This window comes from Bacillus sp. EB106-02-03-XG38 (assembly GCF_058792175.1).
Window position 1 is genome coordinate 954,610 of sequence record NZ_JBYTED010000001.1, and the last position, 16,838, is coordinate 971,447.

Consider the following 16,838-nt stretch of genomic DNA (forward strand, 5'->3'; position numbering starts at 1 on the left):
AAACCATACCCAATTATATTAAGCTTGGAATGCTTCTGTTAATACTGGTACGATTTGTTTTTTACGAGATACAACACCTTTTAAAGTAGAAGTGTTGTTTTCTAGAGATACGTTGTATGCTTTCTCAACAACGTTTGCTGCTTTACCGATCGCAAGACCGACAGAATCGTTAGTTAAGATATCAGTTACAACGAATAAGAATAGGTCTAAACCTTTTTCTTCTACTACTGCAGAGATAACTTTTTCAAGTTCCGCTTGGTGTACAAGAACGTCGTTTGTATCAACAGCGTTTACTTGTGCGATTTCAACTTTCGCATTACCCATTTGGAATTCTTTAGCGTCAAGAGAGATTAATTGCTCCATTGTTTTTCCGCTTAAGTCAGCACCAGCTTTTAACATTTCTAAGCCGTAGCTATCAGCATCTACACCAGCGATTTCTGCTAATTCACGAGCTGCCGCTACGTCTTGCTCTGTGCAAGTTGGAGACTTGAATAGTAAAGAATCTGAAATGATTGCAGATAACATTAAACCTGCAACTTCTTTACGAATTGCAACGCCGTTTTCTTTGTACATTTTGTTTAAGATTGTAGCTGTACAACCAACTGGCTCACAACGGTAGTAAATAGGATCGCTTGTTTCAAAGTTAGCAATACGGTGATGGTCAATAACTTCTAACACACGAACAGATTCGATATCGTTAGCACTTTGTTGACGCTCGTTATGATCAACTAAAATAACGTTGTCCACTTCGCTTGCTACTGTCTCAACAAAACGCGGTCCTTCTACTTTAAAATAGGCTAACGCAAATTGAGTTTCACCGCTGATTTCGCCTAAACGTACAGGCTCAGCATTCATTCCTAATTCTTTTTTCAATTCTGCATAAGCAATTGCAGAACAAATTGCATCTGTATCTGGGTTTTTATGCCCGAAAACTAGTACTTTTTCCATGTTTTCCACCTCTTCATGAAAAGGATATCTTAAAGAAGCAAATATGACAATATTTAAAGTATAATTTTTTATAAATAATTGCACTTTCTTCTATATTTTTCATCGTTTTTCGTAAAAAAAGATCATCTAAAATGAATTAGATGATCAAAATGTATATTTTATTTAAAATAGGCTAGGAGCTTGCACTACATGATTTAGCGGAAAATTTGATGCTAAACCGTTATTTACAAGGTTAACATCTATAACTTGATAAAATGCATTCCCAGTGTCTGCAATTTCCCACACAGCTAAAATAAGGTGATACCCATTTCTATCAGTAGGTACATTTGCTTCATGTGTTACGGAAGTTCCAGGTCTAGCTCCTCCATCATTTTTTACATAAAAAGGCACTAAATCTAAATCAGACCTCGTTAAAGGCTTATTTGGATTCCAATCTTTCTTCGTAATATAATATTTCCACTCTTTCGTACTATGAGGAGCCGTTAATTTCCACTTAAATGTATTCGTCCCACCGTTTAACGTAACTTTCTTCCACCTATCTACAGTCTGTACATCTAAAGCAGGGAAATGTCCAGCTCCTGCGATTTGTCCATCAGAAGGTCCTAATAGAGGGAAGCCACCTATTCCTTCTACACTTTGCGGTTCATATTGAATCGGACCGCAATTTACATTTACCCCTTGCTTACATAAATAAGAGCGGCTCGCTGGTGATTCAACATATCCATGAGCGGAAGCTTTTTCTGAAAAACCGAAAGTTAACAATCCCGTAAGTAATATGCCACCACTTAATATAACTTTCTTCACCTTCTGTAAACCTTTCGTTTTCATCCCGTCATCCCCTTTCCCATAATAAAGCGAAAATAACTATAGTTGCCTAGTCATCTTCTCTACATTCATTATAAGTCGAGGAGCATAGTGAAAAGAACCCTCTAAAAACTTTCTCAAATTCTATTCGTACATTAAACAAATTCAAATAGCACAGCTAGAAAAATATTGACGGTGTTATTTGAATTTGAGCATAATAGCTATAAAACTTTATAATAAATAACTGTCGCATCTAAATTACCATTTGGAGAAATTGCGTATTCTGGTATTTTTCCAACTTCTTGATAATCTAATGATTTATACAATTTATTCGAAGGATCTCCTTCTCTAGTATCTAGCACTAAAAGAGTCCTGTTTTCTTGCTTCGCTCGTTCCTCTGCTTTTTGCATAAGTAAACGTCCAATGCCATTACGTCTAAAGTTTGGATGAGTCATCAACTTACAAATTTCAGCTCTATGAATCCCATTAGGCTTTGTAACTAAATGTAGTTGAATACTCCCTGCCACTTCATTATTTATTTTAGCAACATACAAGATTATTTCTGGTGCTAAAACAGTTTCCCAATACTTCGCTGATTCTTTTTGCTCCAGTGGAGGTGAAAAACCAATTGAAGCCCCATCATCTACAACTGTTTTCAAAAGGTTAGAAAGCTCCTCCACATTATCTTTTATTTGCTTAATCTCTTCAATTACTACATTTTGCATTACTAATCCCCCTTTTGTTCCATTGTACCAAGTTTTAAAAAAGGAATAACAGGTTACTTAGATGAAATTATTTAAGGTACAATTTTTTAGAGAAAGGATACTTATATGAAGTATATATTAGATAGGACATATGCAAGAGAACTTCTCGAGTGGGCATATGAACAAAACCCAGGTCCATGGTTAGAACATTCATGTAATGTTGCCCTTGCAACTGAAAAGATAGTTGTGGAACTTATTAATAATGGGTATGACCTAAATGCTGACATAGCATATAATGCTGCCCTCCTGCATGATATAGGAAGGTATAAAGGTTTTACTAAATCTGTTATTCATTCCTATGATGGTTATATGTATATGAATGATTTAGGGTATATAGGAAACGCGATTATTTGCGTGACACATTCATTCCCGTGCAAAAATGAACATTTAGATATAGCAGCGGAGTGGGCCCTTGTTCCTGATTATATGAAAAGCCGATTAATTGAAATATTAAATGAAAATAGTGACTACGACTAAATCGATTTATAAAAATATGGAATGTTAAATTACATACAACTAAAAAAACGATAAAATCTGTATGCTTACTTCTAAAGAACTCATTAAAAAGTGGAGGGATTAATCATTAGCAAAATAGGATTTGACTTAATAAATCAAGAGGTTAACTTTGATCTTGGATATGAAGATATCGAGGCGATATGACAGAGATACAAATTTTCTAACTGCTCCCACACAAATGAACCACATTGCGCAATTAAAAAAGCTATCTCCGATGGAATTGTTACAGAAGACATGATGAATAGTTATTATAGAGATAAGAATGAACTCGAATATGCATGTAAACAAAAGAACAAAACAAAAGCTATTGATTATATGAAACAATTGAAACTTTTTCGGAAAACTTAAAACTAAATAAATAGTTGTTATTTCTCATTCCCACTAAATTTAAAATTCTTACTTTAATACATTACATACCAGGTAATTTTTATACTTAAATTCAATTTCACATAAAAAAACGTTTTAAACATAAAGTTTAAAACGTTTTTTATATTCAATGCTTTTGATTTTTCAGTTCTGTTAAACACTCTTGCACTAAAGTTACTGCTTGACTCATGGCAGCTCCGCCAGCAAATGCTGCTGATACACCACATGCTTCCAGAATTTCTTTATCTGAGCATCCTTGATCAAGACAACCTTTTGTATGATAAACGGTACAATATTCATCTTGCGTTGCTAGACTAATTCCTAATGCGATAAGTTGTTTCTCCCTTTTTGTTAAAGCACCCTCTTGAAAACAAGCTTGCGTAAATGCATTATATGTTTCAGCAATTTCAGGAATTTGGTTTGTAAAACTACCGATCCCTTCTTTATAATGATGTAAAACGTCATTTACTGAACTATGTTGTTCGTGTTCCATCTTATTATTACCTCCATTCCAATTATATGTACCTATTGTAGTATGTGATGAAAAGAAGGCAATATACTCCACTTAAAAAGAATGAATATTCAGTTTATTATAACTACAGTTTCAGACTATCATCCACTACCGCTTGTTCTTTAGAGTTTTTTCTTTGAACCTCTTTACTTCTTTCTTCCCAAAATGTTAAACCTTCAATCCCTACATTTTTAGGATCAAATACTGGATCTTTCCCTTCTTTTTTCTGTGCTTCATAATCTTTTAACACTTTTAATGCAATTTTACTTAGTAGTAGAATTGCGATTAAATTTAACCATGCCATACTACCGATTCCTAAATCTCCAAGATTCCATAAAAGCGAAGCTGATTCAACGCTACCGATGTAAACCATAATTAAAAATCCAATTTTTAAAACTGGTTTTAACCAGCTATGTTTAAGTTCACGATCTAAATAAGTAAGTGTCGTTTCAGCGATATAGTAGTATGCGAGTAAAGTTGTAAATGCGAAGAAGAAGATTGCGATTGAAATGAATAACGGACCAAACCCTGTCATAACAGTTTCAACTGCTTGTTGTGTATAGATTGGACCTGCATCAACATTCCCTATATTCTTTACAATAGCGCTTTTTCCTTCAGGTATAACATTATACATACCTGTTATTAAAATCATAAGAGCTGTCGCTGTACATACAACAATTGTATCGATATATACAGAAAACGCTTGAACTAAGCCTTGTTTTGCAGGATGGGATACTTCAGCAGCAGCGGAGCTATACGTCGCTTCTCCAACGCCAGCTACATTTGAAAAGACAGCACGTTTTACTCCCCATGCGATTGCTGCACCGACGATTCCGCCAAACATTTCATTTACACCAAAAGCACTAGAGAAAATTAAAGCGAACATACTTGGAATTTCTGTTACATTTGCAATTAATACGATACATGTAACAATTACATAACCAATTGCCATAAATGGAACAAGCATTTGCGAAACGCCAGCTATTCTCTTTACGCCGCCAAAAATGATAGCTGCTAATAATACGACTAACAATATACCCGTTATATATTTGCTAATACCATTAGAATTTTCAAAGCCAACTGCGATGCTACTAGATTGAATACCTGGTAATAAAACGCCATATGAAAGTGTTACAACGACTGCTACAATAACTGCAAACCATTTCATTTTCAAGCCTTTTTCAATGAAATATGGTGTACCACCGCGATATTCATTTCCCACTTTACTTTTATACACTTGAGATAATGTTGATTCAACAAATGCACTAGCTGCTCCTAAAAGGGCCATTACCCACATCCAAAATACAGCTCCAGGTCCGCCAAAAGCGATAGCTGTTGCTACCCCTGCGATATTACCTATTCCAACTCTACCTGATAAGGCTAAACAAAATGCTTGAAAGGATGATATTCCCGTCTCCGAGCTCTTCCCTTCAAATAATAGTTTAATCATCTCTTTAAAATAGCGAATTTGTAGAAAACGAGTTACGATTGTGAAATACACGCCTGCCCCTAACGCAAAAACAACTAACCCAATACTCCATACTTGCCCTACTAACCACTCTACTAATTGCTCCATCCAAATCCCCCTTATCATTCTTTTGAAAGCTATTTTATATATAAGAAAACGGACAACTATTATAAAATCTTCCAGTTGTCCGCATCTCTTATTATTTCATCACTCTATTTATTAATAATTAGATTCTCTATTACTTTATATTCACCCAAACACTTTTCACTTCTGTATAGTTATCAAGCGCATATGAACCTAACTCACGACCGATACCAGATTGTTTAAACCCACCAAATGGTGCAGCTGCATTTTCTAAGTTATAATCATTGATCCATACTGTTCCTGCCTTTAATTTATTGGCAACTTGATGTCCTGTTTTAATATTTTGTGTCCATACACCCGCTGCAAGTCCATATGACGAACGATTTGCTCTTTCAATTACTTCTTCCGTCGAATCAAATGGAAGTACAACGACAACCGGCCCAAAAATTTCTTCTTTCACAATTGTCATGTCATCAGTAACATTTGTGAATACGGTTGGCTGTACAAAATAACCTTTTTCAAATGCACGTTCACCACCAGCAGCAACAGTAGCGCCTTCAGCTTTCCCTTGTTCAATGTAATGTAGCACACGCTCTTGTTGCTTTTTAGATACGAGTGGCCCCATTTCCGTTTCCTTCTCCATACCGGCTCCAAGTTTCACGTTATTCGCCATTTTTACTAGTTCATTTACGACTGTTTCGTAATGTTTTCGGTGAACGAACACGCGAGATCCGGCACTACAATTTTGACCGTGATTATACATAATGCCTTGGAATGCACCGTTAATCGCTTCTTCTAAATCAGCGTCTTCTAAAATGATATTTGGTGATTTACCGCCAAGTTCTAACGTTACATGTTTAATCGTTTCTGCAGATTGACGCATAATATATTTCCCTGTAACTGTTGAACCTGTGAATGCTACTTTATCTATATCATGATGGTTAACGATAGCAGCTCCTGCTACAGGGCCAAAACCTGGAACAAAGTTTACTACACCATCTGGAAAACCTGCTTCTTTAAAAAGTTTTGCTGTATATAATAACGATAAAGGCGTTTGTTCTGCTGGTTTTAATACAATTGTACAACCTGTTGCGAGTGCAGCTCCCATTTTCCAAGAAGACATAACAAGCGGAAAATTCCAAGGAATAATTTGACCTACAACGCCAACAGGTTCATGGCGTGTGTAATTTAAATAATCTTTTGAAATCGGAATTGTTTGCCCGATAATTTTTGTAGCCCATCCCGCATAATAGCGATAATTTTCTACAGTCGCAGCAATATCATCATCTAGTGCTACTTGATATGGTTTCCCGTTATCCAATGCTTCTAACTGCGCTAATTCTTCTCCATGCTCTTCAATTAAGTCTGCTAATTTATAAATAAGGTGTGCTCTTTCAGCAGTACTCATTTCTGCCCATGGTCCTGATTCAAATGCAGATCTTGCCGCTTTTACTGCTGCATCAATATCCTCGTCTTGTGCTTCGCATACGACAGCTAGAACATCTTCTGTTGCTGGATTGTATGTCTCAAACGTCTTTCCGCTAATAGAAGGAACAAATTCACCATTAATAAACATTTTAATTTCTTCATTTAAAAACGCTTTCACTTTTGGTCTCAGTTCAATGTTTGTCGTTAACATATAGACTCTCCTCCTTAATTAAACAGTTGCATGAGCTGCAATTTTTGAGATAATCGTTTGAAGTTTTTGATCTTCTTCTTCAGTTAATCCAAGTCTCGGATAACGAGAAGGTCCCCCGGCTTGCCCGTGTAATTCCATTGAGCGTTTAACGATTTGTACGTATTTTCCTGATCCTTCAAGAAACTCGCAAAGTGGTAAAATCGCATCGTTAATTTCCCAAGCTTTTTCTAATTCACCATTTTGGAAATGCTCATACATTTTCGTAACAAGACCCGGTACGATATTTCCTGCTACTGAAACCCATCCTGTCGCACCAACTAAATAAGATTCCATAACTAAATCTTCAGATCCACAGAATACTTGAAAAGCACCTTCGCCTTGTCTTACTAAATCTCTAGCTCTTCGAATATCCCCGCTAGATTCTTTAATATGTGTAACATTTTCACATTCTTTTCCAAGACGTAGCATAAGCTCTGTACTCATATCAACACCAGATGTAAAAGGATTATTGTATAACATAATTGGTATATTTACAGCGTTTGAGATTTCTTTAAAATGAAAATAAATTTCCTCTTCTTTCGGTTTACAATAGTACGAGTTAATAATTAATGCACAATCCGCTCCGTGCGCTTCTGCGTGTTTCGTATATTCAATCGTCTCTTTCGTCGTTTCTGCTGCAGTTCCAACAATAACTGGAATACGTCCATCAACTTCTTTTAATACTGTTTCTACCATTTTAAATCGTTCTTCTTTTGATAAACTAACAAACTCCCCTGTACTTCCATTAATAATAATGCCAGCTACTTTTTGCTCAATAAAATAGTTTACGTTTTGTTTTACACCGTTCCAATTAATTTCTTGTAACTCATCCATCGGTGTGATTAATACTGGAAATGCCCCTTTAATTTTTTTCATATTTATCTCTCCCTTTACCATTTTATTTTAATAAAAATCCTGTCGGAAACGGATCTGTAGGGTCTAATAGAAACGTCTGCATCCCTGTAATAAACCCTCTACTTTCAAAACGGAAAATGTAACCCGTTTCTTCCTTCTTCACTTTTTCAACAGTTATAAAGCTATTAAATATACTTTCATTTATAAAAGGTTTATCCGCTATATAATCATTTTTAAATAATGTATGAACAAAAGACACAATAGTAGAGACAAATCCTGGCGAACGTACGATGAAGTTATCTTCATGAAATGTAATCGACTTTATATGGTTTTTTTCTTTCTGCGAAGAATCTACTAAAATAAGTCTTTTTATAAGTGATTGTTTTTGTATAGCTTGTAGTGTAGCTTCTCCCCATTTTTTCAATTCAGAAATGTTTTCAATACGGATTTCTGGCGAATACGCACCTTTTTCTACAACTGCATATACTTTATCTGCCTGTATGAGAGAATAACTTAAATTACCAACTTGTAAATTTTTCTCAATCATATAACATAATTTGCTTTCAAACGAAACAGATACTACTTCATCATTCTCTACATACGCATAGACTGAGAATATGCCAGATAACGTTTCGATTTTGTATTGATTCGTCTCTCTCTTTTTTAAATAACCGCTTTCTAGTAACATCGTTATGACTGCGACAATACCTCCGTAGTGGAGAGGAATTGATCCTTCATGATTAAAAAATAATACTGCTGCATCGACTTCCGAATGAATAGAAGGAACGACGATACATCCATTTAAACCGATAAAACCACGCGGTTCATTTAATAAAAGCTGCATTTCATCTGCTAATTCACCTGAAAATTGTTCGTTTAATTGTTCTAAATTGTAGTAGCACTTACATGGTACATCTTTTATTACACGAAATGCCTCGCCATTTACGTGTACGTCTACTGCTGTATACATTTTTTGAATGTTCATTTTACATCCTCCGTTTCATGTTCCATCGGCGGAATTAGCAAAAAGCCTTCTTTCAGCGGATCCTTTTCATTGTAAAAAAATCTATGCATACCCATAAGCCAGGCTGAACCTGTAATTTTCGTTACGACAGCTTCAATATTTTCAACATTTGTCGTATTGATGACGCTTCCTTTAAATAGAGAGCCAACAATACTTTCGTGAATAAACTCTTCATTCATCTCGATTTTTTGATTTGCGTATAATACAGCTAACTTTGCTGATGTTCCTGTACCACATGGAGAACGATCAATTCCTCCTGGCGGAACGACAACTGTATTTTTTACATGAGCGCTTTCATGAGTAGGATCTGTATAAAATTCAACATGAGTTAATCCTCTAATAAAAGAATGCTGCGGATGAATGATTTCAAATTTCTCATTTATGATATTTCTAATATGAATTGCCTTATCGATAATTGTAGATGCATGTTCCGGTACTAACTCTAAACCTACTGACTTCGCATCAATAATGGCATAGAAATTTCCTCCATACGCAATATCTGCTTTAACAGTTCCAATTCCTTCGACTTGTACGGTAATATATTTCAGTAAAAAAGCTGGTATGTTACAGAAAGAAACTTCTTTCGCTTTTCCATCTCGAACAAAGATATCCACTTCAACTAAGCCGGCTGGCGTATCTAACTTTAACGAAGTAATCGGTTCAACTACCGGTATTAAACCTGATTCAATTAAAGCTGTACATACACCAATTGTATCGTGACCACACATTGGTAAATATCCACCGGTTTCTATGTAAATAACACCAATATCTGCTTCAGGATGACATGGATCTGTTAATAATGCTCCTGACATTACATCATGACCACGCGGTTCATTCATTAACAATTTGCGAATCCAGTCATACTCCTTTTTCATATGTAACATCTTCTCTGCCATCGTCTCTCCAATTAACTTTGGCAGTCCGCTAATCAATGTTCTCGTTGGATTCCCGCCCGTATGTGTATCAATTGTCGTAAAGACTCTTTGTGACCTCATCCGTTTAACACCCTTTCTGTAAAACGACTCAAACGAAGTGGTTCAATAGGAATGATTGTTTCTTTTTCATTTAATAACTCTTCAATCACTTTCCCAGTAACTGCGGCAAGACTAATGCCGTCCCCTTCATGCCCTGCTGCTATAAAGTAGTTCGGGATATGTTCCACACGTGAAATGATTGGCAAATGATCTTCTGTCCACGGGCGTAACCCAGCATATGAACGAATCACCATCATATCCGCCATTTTCGGATAAAAACGAATTGCTCTGTTCGCAATACATTTAATAACCTCGTTATTTATCCTCGTATGAAATCCTACAAACTCTCTACTACTACCAATTAAAAAATTTTGGCTTTCTGTCGGCTCAAATACAAGAGCTACCCCATATTTATCAGTTAAAGCATCCACTTTTCGTTTTCCGCCAAATTTAGAAATTAAATAACCAAATTCCATTACTTTACGACAACCAACGTGTTGTTGCCTTGAAGCTACAATAATATGTCCCTTTCTCGGTTCAATTGGTATATTTACATCCAACATTTGTCCGATCTTTGGAGACCACACACCAGCTGCGTTTACTACTTGCTTCGCAGTAAACGTCCCATTTGTCGTTTCTACAATAAAGGAACCATCTATATCTCTTTTCATTTCTTTTACTTCTGTATGATTAAATGCTTTCGTACCAAATTTCTTCGATTCTGCAAGAAGTGAAAAAGCGAGAAGATATGGATTTACAGTCGAATCAGTTGCGCATTCTAACCCGCCTAATAAATCGTCCGCGAAAAATGGTGATTCTTCTCTTATATCTTGTCTATCAAGCATTCGAAATGGTAATCCAGCTTCTTTTTGACGATTTACCCATTGCTGCGCTGCTTCCATCTCTTCATCCGACTCACATACGAGAATACTTCCTGGCGCCCTATATTCAAATGAGTGCTCTAACTCTTCACTTAAATCAGTTACTAATTTTTGACTTACTAATGACATTTGACTATCAAACCCTGGGTCTTTATCAATAGCCAAAATATTTCCGTCACACCGTGAAGACGTCCCACTGACAAATTCTCCTTTTTCAATGATTGTTACGTCTCTTCCATATTTTGATGTGTAATAAGCGATAGAACACCCTATAATACCACCGCCTATTATTAAAACGTCACAGTGCCTCACGTAGCACCCCTCCCTTCTTTTTAATCCCTCACTTTCTTTTATGCAATTGACGTGCCAACTCTACATATATACTTTTTATAAAAAATATTTTTATTTGTAAAAATATTTTAAATTTATCGTAAATAGGTGTATTATTTTTTTATCACTGTCAAAATTTTTATACATAACAGGAGGACAATATGGCATTCTCATTTCCCACAATAAAAGAATTTCTAAAAACTTTATCCATTGATCATACAAACAGCATGCAATATATTGAGCGAGTTAATGAAAAGTATTTTTTCCGCCCTTCTACTACAGACAAATACAACTGCGCAGTTATTTACAAAGATGATTCTTTTACCGCTTTAATTGATGCGTTTTCTCATGAAATGATCGTTATCGTAATAAACGAAAATAAAGAGCCTATATGCTGTATAACGGCTCAACAAATCATTCCGTTTCTAGTTAAATCTTACAATGAACTACAATCTTTCTATAACACCGTAATACAAACGACTGATTCTTCCGTTACAGTCATCGATGATAAAGAATGTGTTCGAACTTGGACAGATGGGGCTGAAAAAATTTTTTCAGTCAATCATAATGAAATTATTGGACAACCTATCACTCGTTTTTTTGACTATAAAGATTTGGAAATTTTACAATCATTACATGGTGGAAAAAGCATAATCGCTCAATTCCATCAGCCTCGCCCAGATTTGTTCGTATTAATAAATTCAAACCCAGTGTATTGTAACGATAAAATTATCGGAGCTGTCGTTTCAGAAACTGATGTTACAAATCAAGTTGCTTTAAACGAAAAATTATTCAATATGTCACATGAAATGCACCGATTAGAACAAGAAGTCGCAAAATATAAAGATGAATCAGATCCATTCCTTGCAATGAATGGAAAGAGCCCTGTCATACAAAGAACGATACAATTAGCTAGAAAGGTTTGCTCGGTAAAATCAACTGTTTTAATACTCGGAGAAAGTGGTGTTGGAAAAGAAGTATTTGCGAAAGCAATCCATGAAGCAAGCGAAGCAGCTAAGGCACCTTTCATTTCAATTAACTGCGGTGCCATTCCAGAAGCTTTATTTGAAAGTGAATTATTCGGGTATGAACGTGGGGCGTTTTCCGGTGCAAATAGTAAAGGTAAAAAAGGTAAAATAGAGCTCGCGCAAGGCGGTACATTATTCCTTGATGAAATAGGAGAAATGCCGCTCGATATGCAAGTAAAGCTTTTGCGTGTACTACAAGAACGAAAATATTACCGTGTTGGTGGAGAAAAAGAAATTCATATTAATTTCCGCATTATCGCTGCTACAAATCGTGATTTACAAGAGGAAATGAGAAAAGGCACGTTCCGAGAAGATTTATACTATCGCCTAAATGTAGTTAGCTTGCATATTCCCCCGCTGCGAGAAAGACGCGAGGATATTATTGAATTAACCTATTCTTTCTTAAACGATTTTTCAATCAACTACAACAGACCAATTCGTGACTTACCTTCCAGTATTATGCATGAGCTACTCCATTACAATTGGCCAGGTAATATTCGCGAACTTCGTAACGTTGTTGAAAGACTTGTCGTATTTGCGACTGACGGTATTATAAAACAAGAATATTTACCATTTCATACAACTGAAACGGTAGAAAATACTACGGCTCATTCCCTATTACTCAGCAACAATAAAACGATTCTCTCTTTGCAAGAAGAGATGGATGAACATGAGAAGAAAGTCATTGAGAGGGCTTTACGCATATTAAATGGGAATAAATTAGAGTGCGCGAAACAACTCGGTGTTACGAGAGCTACTTTATATAACCGTTTAAAAAAGCTTGGATTACAGTAACCGTTTCCCTCCTCTATATTGGCATAGTTTTTGCATAATAATTTGTGCAAACCGAACTAGAGGAGGAATACATATGACGAATAAAGATCACTTAATTGTTTGTCGATGTGAAGAAGTAACTTACGGTCAACTTCAATCGACAATTGCCGAATATAAATGCTCGGCAAGAGAATTAAAACTAAGAACACGTGCTGGCATGGGATTTTGCGGTGGCCGTACATGTAGAATGATGATAGATCGAATGATTGAAAGTGCAAATCCTGACGTAACTATTAATGAAATCCCATTAAAATATCAACCACCTGTTCGCGCAGTTACCTTTGGAGCGGTAGGTGAAAATCAATGAATAGAATTACCCATCATCCTGTTTTAGGGAGTTTAAATAATAGTAAGCGCATCACTTTCCAATTTAACGGGCAACAATATGAAGCCTATGAATATGAAACGATTGCGGCCGCTTTACTTGCAAACGGAATAAGAACTTTAAGAGTGCATGAAGATAGCGGGACGCCGCGAGGTATTTACTGTAATATTGGACATTGTTCTGAGTGCCGCGTCACAGTAAACAATCAAGCAAATGTACGAGCATGCTTAACTGTTGTAGAAAAAGATATGATTGTTGACAGCGGAAAACAGCATCCAAATATCGTGAGAGAGATGGTGAAAAAACGATGAACGATGTCATTATTATCGGTGCTGGACCAGCGGGTTTATCAGCCTCCATCTCTTGCGCTCGATTTGGACTAAATGTACTTGTTATTGATGAATTTATGAAGCCTGGCGGAAGGTTGCTCGGTCAATTACATCAAGAACCTACTGGAGAATGGTGGAATGGTATAGAAGAGTCAAAACGCCTTCACGAAGAAGCACAAACTCTTTCAGTTGATATTCGCTGTGGTATTTCTGTCTATAATTTAGATAAAGATGAAAGTTCTTGGTTCGTACATACGAATATCGGTACGTTAGAAGCACCTTTCGTTTTACTTGCTACCGGAGCTGCTGAGTACTCTATTCCCCTTCCTGGTTGGACAATTCCAGGAGTTATGTCAATCGGGGCAGCCCAAGTAATGACAAATGTACATCGCGTTCAAGTTGGGAAAAAAGGAATCATTATTGGTGCTAACATTTTGTCATTCGCTATTTTAAATGAATTACAATTAGCAGGAATTAAAGTGGAACATATTGTACTTCCTGAAAAAAGTGAATTAAGTCAAAAGGCTGGTGAACCAGAAGAAGTATTAAACTCACTCTTACATGCTGCCCACCTTGCCCCATCAGCTTTATTACGTATAGGTAGTCGATTGATGAAATATAATTGGGTGAAACAAGCTGGATTAAACTTCTATCCAAATAAAGGAATGAAAATAAACGGCACACTTCTTCACCTTCGAAAAGCAGCTCTAGAAATTATCGGAACAGATCAAGTTGAAGGTGTACGCGTTGCCAATATTGATACGGAAGGAAACGTCATAGCTGGATCGGAACAAATATATGAGGCAGACTTCGTTTGTATTGCTGGTGGCTTATACCCTCTTGCTGAGCTTGCTGCTGTAGCTGGCTGTCCTTTCCGTTACATTCCAGAATTAGGCGGGCATGTTCCACTGCATTCCGAAACAATGGAAACCCCTCTTCCCGGTTTATTTGTAGCCGGCAATATAACTGGCATTGAAAGCGGGAAAATCGCAATGGCACAAGGAACTGTTGCTGGATATTCAATCGTAAAACAAGCAAATAAAAAATCTCTTACCGTTGAACAACACTTACAACAAGCGATCCAACAAGTACATACTGTACGTCATCAAGCTGCCATACAATTTAACCCGATGATTGATGTCGGTAGACGGAAAATGAATGAAATTTGGCGTGATTATTCCCTTGCATATGCACATACTAAAAAGAGCTGCTGAGATTTCTCTCAACAGCTCTTTTTTCTACTCATCTGAGTTATTAAATTTCGCTAATGCGTAAATGCCTTCTTCATCGTCTAATTCAAGTTGTAATCTTGCTGCAAATGAATTGACATTATATTCTCTGCCAAGTAATAAGCGCAATGCTTCGATTAAGTTCGCTTGAATTAAAATTTGCTGGCGACCATTTACCTCTACTTCAGCAGAGAAACCATAGTCATCATCATACATTAGTTCAACTAAAACTTCTTCTGGACCAACTTGTCTTTTTTCAGCGATATATACACAAAGCGCGTTTATTAATTCTTGTTCAGAAATTTTTATTGTTTCCATGCTACTTCATCTTCCTTTTTCTTACGTTGATCTTTGAAGTATTTAAATGCACGAACTGCTAACATTACGATACCAGCCATTACTAACATATTTACCATAAATGCTAATACAGAACCAAGAGCTCCCATATTTGCAAATAAGCTACCCATTAGTAAACCACCAAGACCACCTAGTAATAAACCTTTCATAAAGCTTCCTTTATTACTTTTTGGTGCTGTGTTTGTTGCTTTTGTTTTTGAATCTGTTGTCGTTTTTTGTGAGTTCACGTTATTATCTTTTTTGTTCAAATCAACTTTTGACTTTTGACCAGAAGTTGGTGTATATGATTTTTTACCAGATTTGTAACCCTTCGCTGCTGCGTGGTCTACAAACATAAAGCTACTAGCTCCAAAGATAACCATGAATGCTGTCATGACTGCTACAAGTTTTTTCAACATATTATATCCATTCTCCTTTTATATAGATATATGTGAAATCTACCTTTCTACTAAATTCAGAAGATAGATTTGTTTTTAAAAACATTTTAAAGGTTCTTATGAACTTATTATATGAACTTTTGTCGAAATATGCAAGTATTATTTACTTCCGACAGTTTGGTGACAAAGGAAAAATTAAGCAAAACAGAATTGACTTTAAATGAAACAAAACATATTATAGGTTCATAAGAACTTTTTATTATTTTTGGAGGTGAAAAGATGGAAACATTTCATCTCACACGAAACGAAATGGCTACCCTTCTTCTATCATTAAGAGGATGGAATACGAAAAAGCCTCTCGGTATTTTACAAGAAGCTTGGGCAAAGACACATAAAAAAGATATTGAAAGCGGACAAAGCGTAACTGCTTTTATTACTACCGCACTTTCACCTATTTTTGAAAAACTGATTAAAATTGATGATACAGACGTCGGTTTTTCATTAAATGAAATAGTTGCGCTTGGCAATCAGATTGAAAATACAAGTTTCTCAGTAACTGCCATGCAAAACTGGGTGAAACGAGATATAAAAGAAATGATTGGCTCTCCTCAAAAAGGGAAAAAATATTCAATTGAACAAGCAGCCTTACTATTCATTGTCGAAGATTTAAAAACAGCACTTGATTTTGAATCCATTCGTAAGCTATTACGCTTAATCGTAAATGACCCAGCCGATCGAAGTGATGACTTAATCAATCCTGTTCATTTATACGGAGCATACTCTTCTCTATTTGAAGAACTTAATCAAGGGAATTGCTTACAATTAAATGCAACAGATACAGTTCATACAATTGAAAACATCGTAAAAGAAAAAGCTGATAAAATCGCAAGCAAGTTCGATCAAGTTAACAACGAACAACGCGAAGCAATTCGTAACGCCATTATTATCGCCACACTTTCTGTACATACCGCATATGTACAAATGTTAGCGAAACGTTACGTAACAGCGACTTTATTTTTACAGAACTTAGATGTGAAGCCGTAAAAAATAGAAGCAGAAATGCTTCTATTTTTTTATAACGAAAACAAGCATCGACCTGTTCTACATATGGATCAGGTCGATACTTGTTTCTCTAGGTATTAATTATGAAAAATCA

17 protein-coding genes and 2 pseudogenes are annotated in these 16,838 nt (G+C 36.0%); 7 read left to right on the top strand and 12 right to left on the bottom strand.

The window, feature by feature from the left end; all coding sequences use genetic code 11:
- Positions 1 to 18: 18 nt before the first annotated feature.
- The 3 genes from ppaC to AC3WTI_RS04945 all read right to left on the bottom strand — a co-directional run bounded on the left by ppaC (position 19) and on the right by AC3WTI_RS04945 (position 2,477).
- Positions 19 to 948, bottom strand: a complete 930-nt coding sequence (ppaC, locus tag AC3WTI_RS04935) for a manganese-dependent inorganic pyrophosphatase (protein ID WP_097841123.1) — start codon at positions 946 to 948, stop codon at positions 19 to 21.
- Between the two features lie 162 nt (positions 949 to 1,110).
- Positions 1,111 to 1,776, bottom strand: a complete 666-nt coding sequence (locus AC3WTI_RS04940) for a lytic polysaccharide monooxygenase (protein WP_087956091.1) — start codon at positions 1,774 to 1,776, stop codon at positions 1,111 to 1,113.
- Between the two features lie 197 nt (positions 1,777 to 1,973).
- Entirely contained in the window at positions 1,974 to 2,477 is a 504-nt protein-coding gene (locus tag AC3WTI_RS04945; protein ID WP_097841124.1) for a GNAT family N-acetyltransferase, read from the bottom strand.
- Positions 2,478 to 2,582: 105 nt separating this feature from the next.
- On the opposite strand from AC3WTI_RS04945, the pseudogene AC3WTI_RS04950 reads away from it, so the two are divergent.
- Together AC3WTI_RS04950 and AC3WTI_RS04955 are read left to right on the top strand one after the other, a co-directional pair.
- A pseudogene (locus tag AC3WTI_RS04950) lies at positions 2,583 to 2,990 on the top strand (HD domain-containing protein); the annotation flags it as partial.
- 93 nt (positions 2,991 to 3,083) lie between these two features.
- A pseudogene (locus AC3WTI_RS04955) lies at positions 3,084 to 3,380 on the top strand (hypothetical protein).
- 145 nt (positions 3,381 to 3,525) lie between these two features.
- Here AC3WTI_RS04955 and AC3WTI_RS04960 read toward each other — a convergent pair.
- From AC3WTI_RS04960 to AC3WTI_RS04990, 7 genes are all read right to left on the bottom strand, one after another.
- Positions 3,526 to 3,963 (bottom strand): carboxymuconolactone decarboxylase, encoded by a 438-nt coding sequence (locus tag AC3WTI_RS04960; RefSeq protein WP_179192013.1) that lies wholly within the window; start codon positions 3,961 to 3,963, stop codon positions 3,526 to 3,528.
- A gap of 31 nt (positions 3,964 to 3,994) precedes the next feature.
- Positions 3,995 to 5,485, bottom strand: a complete 1,491-nt coding sequence (locus AC3WTI_RS04965; RefSeq protein WP_087956088.1) for an alanine/glycine:cation symporter family protein — start codon at positions 5,483 to 5,485, stop codon at positions 3,995 to 3,997.
- Positions 5,486 to 5,615: 130 nt separating this feature from the next.
- The gene (locus tag AC3WTI_RS04970) at positions 5,616 to 7,100 is read right to left on the bottom strand and encodes an aldehyde dehydrogenase family protein (protein ID WP_097841126.1); all 1,485 of its coding nucleotides are present in this window, start codon (positions 7,098 to 7,100) and stop codon (positions 5,616 to 5,618) included.
- Positions 7,101 to 7,118: 18 nt separating this feature from the next.
- Entirely contained in the window at positions 7,119 to 8,036 is a 918-nt protein-coding gene (dapA, locus tag AC3WTI_RS04975; RefSeq protein WP_142306518.1) for a 4-hydroxy-tetrahydrodipicolinate synthase, read from the bottom strand.
- A 1-nt stretch (position 8,037) separates the two neighbouring features.
- A complete protein-coding gene (locus AC3WTI_RS04980; RefSeq protein ID WP_097841128.1) occupies positions 8,038 to 8,979 on the bottom strand; it encodes a proline racemase family protein in 942 nt (313 codons plus the stop codon).
- Positions 8,976 to 10,013 (bottom strand): proline racemase family protein, encoded by a 1,038-nt coding sequence (locus AC3WTI_RS04985; protein WP_087956084.1) that lies wholly within the window; start codon positions 10,011 to 10,013, stop codon positions 8,976 to 8,978. The genes AC3WTI_RS04980 and AC3WTI_RS04985 overlap by 4 nt, the downstream gene beginning before the upstream one ends.
- Positions 10,010 to 11,185: an NAD(P)/FAD-dependent oxidoreductase gene (locus tag AC3WTI_RS04990; RefSeq protein ID WP_087956083.1), complete on the bottom strand. Its 1,176-nt coding sequence runs from the start codon at positions 11,183 to 11,185 to the stop codon at positions 10,010 to 10,012. Before AC3WTI_RS04990 ends, AC3WTI_RS04985 begins: the two co-directional genes overlap by 4 nt.
- A 179-nt stretch (positions 11,186 to 11,364) precedes the next feature.
- Between AC3WTI_RS04990 and AC3WTI_RS04995 the strand changes: the two genes are divergently transcribed.
- From AC3WTI_RS04995 to AC3WTI_RS05010, 4 genes are all read left to right on the top strand, one after another.
- Positions 11,365 to 13,026: a sigma-54 interaction domain-containing protein gene (locus AC3WTI_RS04995; RefSeq protein ID WP_097841129.1), complete on the top strand. Its 1,662-nt coding sequence runs from the start codon at positions 11,365 to 11,367 to the stop codon at positions 13,024 to 13,026.
- Between the two features lie 73 nt (positions 13,027 to 13,099).
- Positions 13,100 to 13,372, top strand: coding sequence for a (2Fe-2S)-binding protein (locus tag AC3WTI_RS05000; protein WP_087956081.1), 273 nt, complete (start codon positions 13,100 to 13,102; stop codon positions 13,370 to 13,372).
- Entirely contained in the window at positions 13,369 to 13,701 is a 333-nt protein-coding gene (locus tag AC3WTI_RS05005) for a (2Fe-2S)-binding protein (protein ID WP_087956080.1), read from the top strand. Before AC3WTI_RS05000 ends, AC3WTI_RS05005 begins: the two co-directional genes overlap by 4 nt.
- Positions 13,698 to 14,933: an NAD(P)/FAD-dependent oxidoreductase gene (locus AC3WTI_RS05010; protein ID WP_087956079.1), complete on the top strand. Its 1,236-nt coding sequence runs from the start codon at positions 13,698 to 13,700 to the stop codon at positions 14,931 to 14,933. Before AC3WTI_RS05005 ends, AC3WTI_RS05010 begins: the two co-directional genes overlap by 4 nt.
- Before the next feature lie 24 nt (positions 14,934 to 14,957).
- Here AC3WTI_RS05010 and AC3WTI_RS05015 read toward each other — a convergent pair whose 3' ends face one another.
- Together AC3WTI_RS05015 and AC3WTI_RS05020 are read right to left on the bottom strand one after the other, a co-directional pair.
- Positions 14,958 to 15,266 carry a YxcD family protein gene (locus tag AC3WTI_RS05015; RefSeq protein ID WP_087956078.1) on the bottom strand — a complete coding sequence of 103 codons (309 nt, stop codon included), beginning with the start codon at positions 15,264 to 15,266 and terminating at the stop codon, positions 14,958 to 14,960.
- On the bottom strand, positions 15,254 to 15,703 hold the full coding sequence (locus AC3WTI_RS05020) for a hypothetical protein (RefSeq protein ID WP_048525932.1): 450 nt from the start codon (positions 15,701 to 15,703) through the stop codon (positions 15,254 to 15,256). Before AC3WTI_RS05020 ends, AC3WTI_RS05015 begins: the two co-directional genes overlap by 13 nt.
- Positions 15,704 to 15,961: 258 nt before the next feature.
- On the opposite strand from AC3WTI_RS05020, the gene AC3WTI_RS05025 reads away from it, so the two are divergent.
- Complete coding sequence (locus AC3WTI_RS05025; RefSeq protein WP_087956077.1) at positions 15,962 to 16,726, top strand: DUF1836 domain-containing protein; 765 nt, start codon at positions 15,962 to 15,964, stop codon at positions 16,724 to 16,726.
- The last annotated feature ends 112 nt before the right edge of the window (positions 16,727 to 16,838 follow it).

What these genes read in the sequence shown, in the direction of transcription:
- ppaC (WP_097841123.1), bottom strand. Translation starts at nt 948, where the DNA reads ATGGAAAAAGTACTAGTTTTCGGGCATAAAAACCCAGATACAGATGCA.
- AC3WTI_RS04940 (WP_087956091.1), bottom strand. Translation starts at nt 1,776, where the DNA reads ATGAAAACGAAAGGTTTACAGAAGGTGAAGAAAGTTATATTAAGTGGT.
- AC3WTI_RS04945 (WP_097841124.1), bottom strand. Translation starts at nt 2,477, where the DNA reads ATGCAAAATGTAGTAATTGAAGAGATTAAGCAAATAAAAGATAATGTG.
- AC3WTI_RS04965 (WP_087956088.1), bottom strand. Translation starts at nt 5,485, where the DNA reads ATGGAGCAATTAGTAGAGTGGTTAGTAGGGCAAGTATGGAGTATTGGG.
- AC3WTI_RS04970 (WP_097841126.1), bottom strand. Translation starts at nt 7,100, where the DNA reads ATGTTAACGACAAACATTGAACTGAGACCAAAAGTGAAAGCGTTTTTA.
- dapA (WP_142306518.1), bottom strand. Translation starts at nt 8,036, where the DNA reads ATGGTAAAGGGAGAGATAAATATGAAAAAAATTAAAGGGGCATTTCCA.
- AC3WTI_RS04980 (WP_097841128.1), bottom strand. Translation starts at nt 8,979, where the DNA reads ATGAACATTCAAAAAATGTATACAGCAGTAGACGTACACGTAAATGGC.
- AC3WTI_RS04985 (WP_087956084.1), bottom strand. Translation starts at nt 10,013, where the DNA reads ATGAGGTCACAAAGAGTCTTTACGACAATTGATACACATACGGGCGGG.
- AC3WTI_RS04995 (WP_097841129.1), top strand. Translation starts at nt 11,365, where the DNA reads ATGGCATTCTCATTTCCCACAATAAAAGAATTTCTAAAAACTTTATCC.
- AC3WTI_RS05000 (WP_087956081.1), top strand. Translation starts at nt 13,100, where the DNA reads ATGACGAATAAAGATCACTTAATTGTTTGTCGATGTGAAGAAGTAACT.
- AC3WTI_RS05005 (WP_087956080.1), top strand. Translation starts at nt 13,369, where the DNA reads ATGAATAGAATTACCCATCATCCTGTTTTAGGGAGTTTAAATAATAGT.
- AC3WTI_RS05010 (WP_087956079.1), top strand. Translation starts at nt 13,698, where the DNA reads ATGAACGATGTCATTATTATCGGTGCTGGACCAGCGGGTTTATCAGCC.
- AC3WTI_RS05015 (WP_087956078.1), bottom strand. Translation starts at nt 15,266, where the DNA reads ATGGAAACAATAAAAATTTCTGAACAAGAATTAATAAACGCGCTTTGT.
- AC3WTI_RS05020 (WP_048525932.1), bottom strand. Translation starts at nt 15,703, where the DNA reads ATGTTGAAAAAACTTGTAGCAGTCATGACAGCATTCATGGTTATCTTT.
- AC3WTI_RS05025 (WP_087956077.1), top strand. Translation starts at nt 15,962, where the DNA reads ATGGAAACATTTCATCTCACACGAAACGAAATGGCTACCCTTCTTCTA.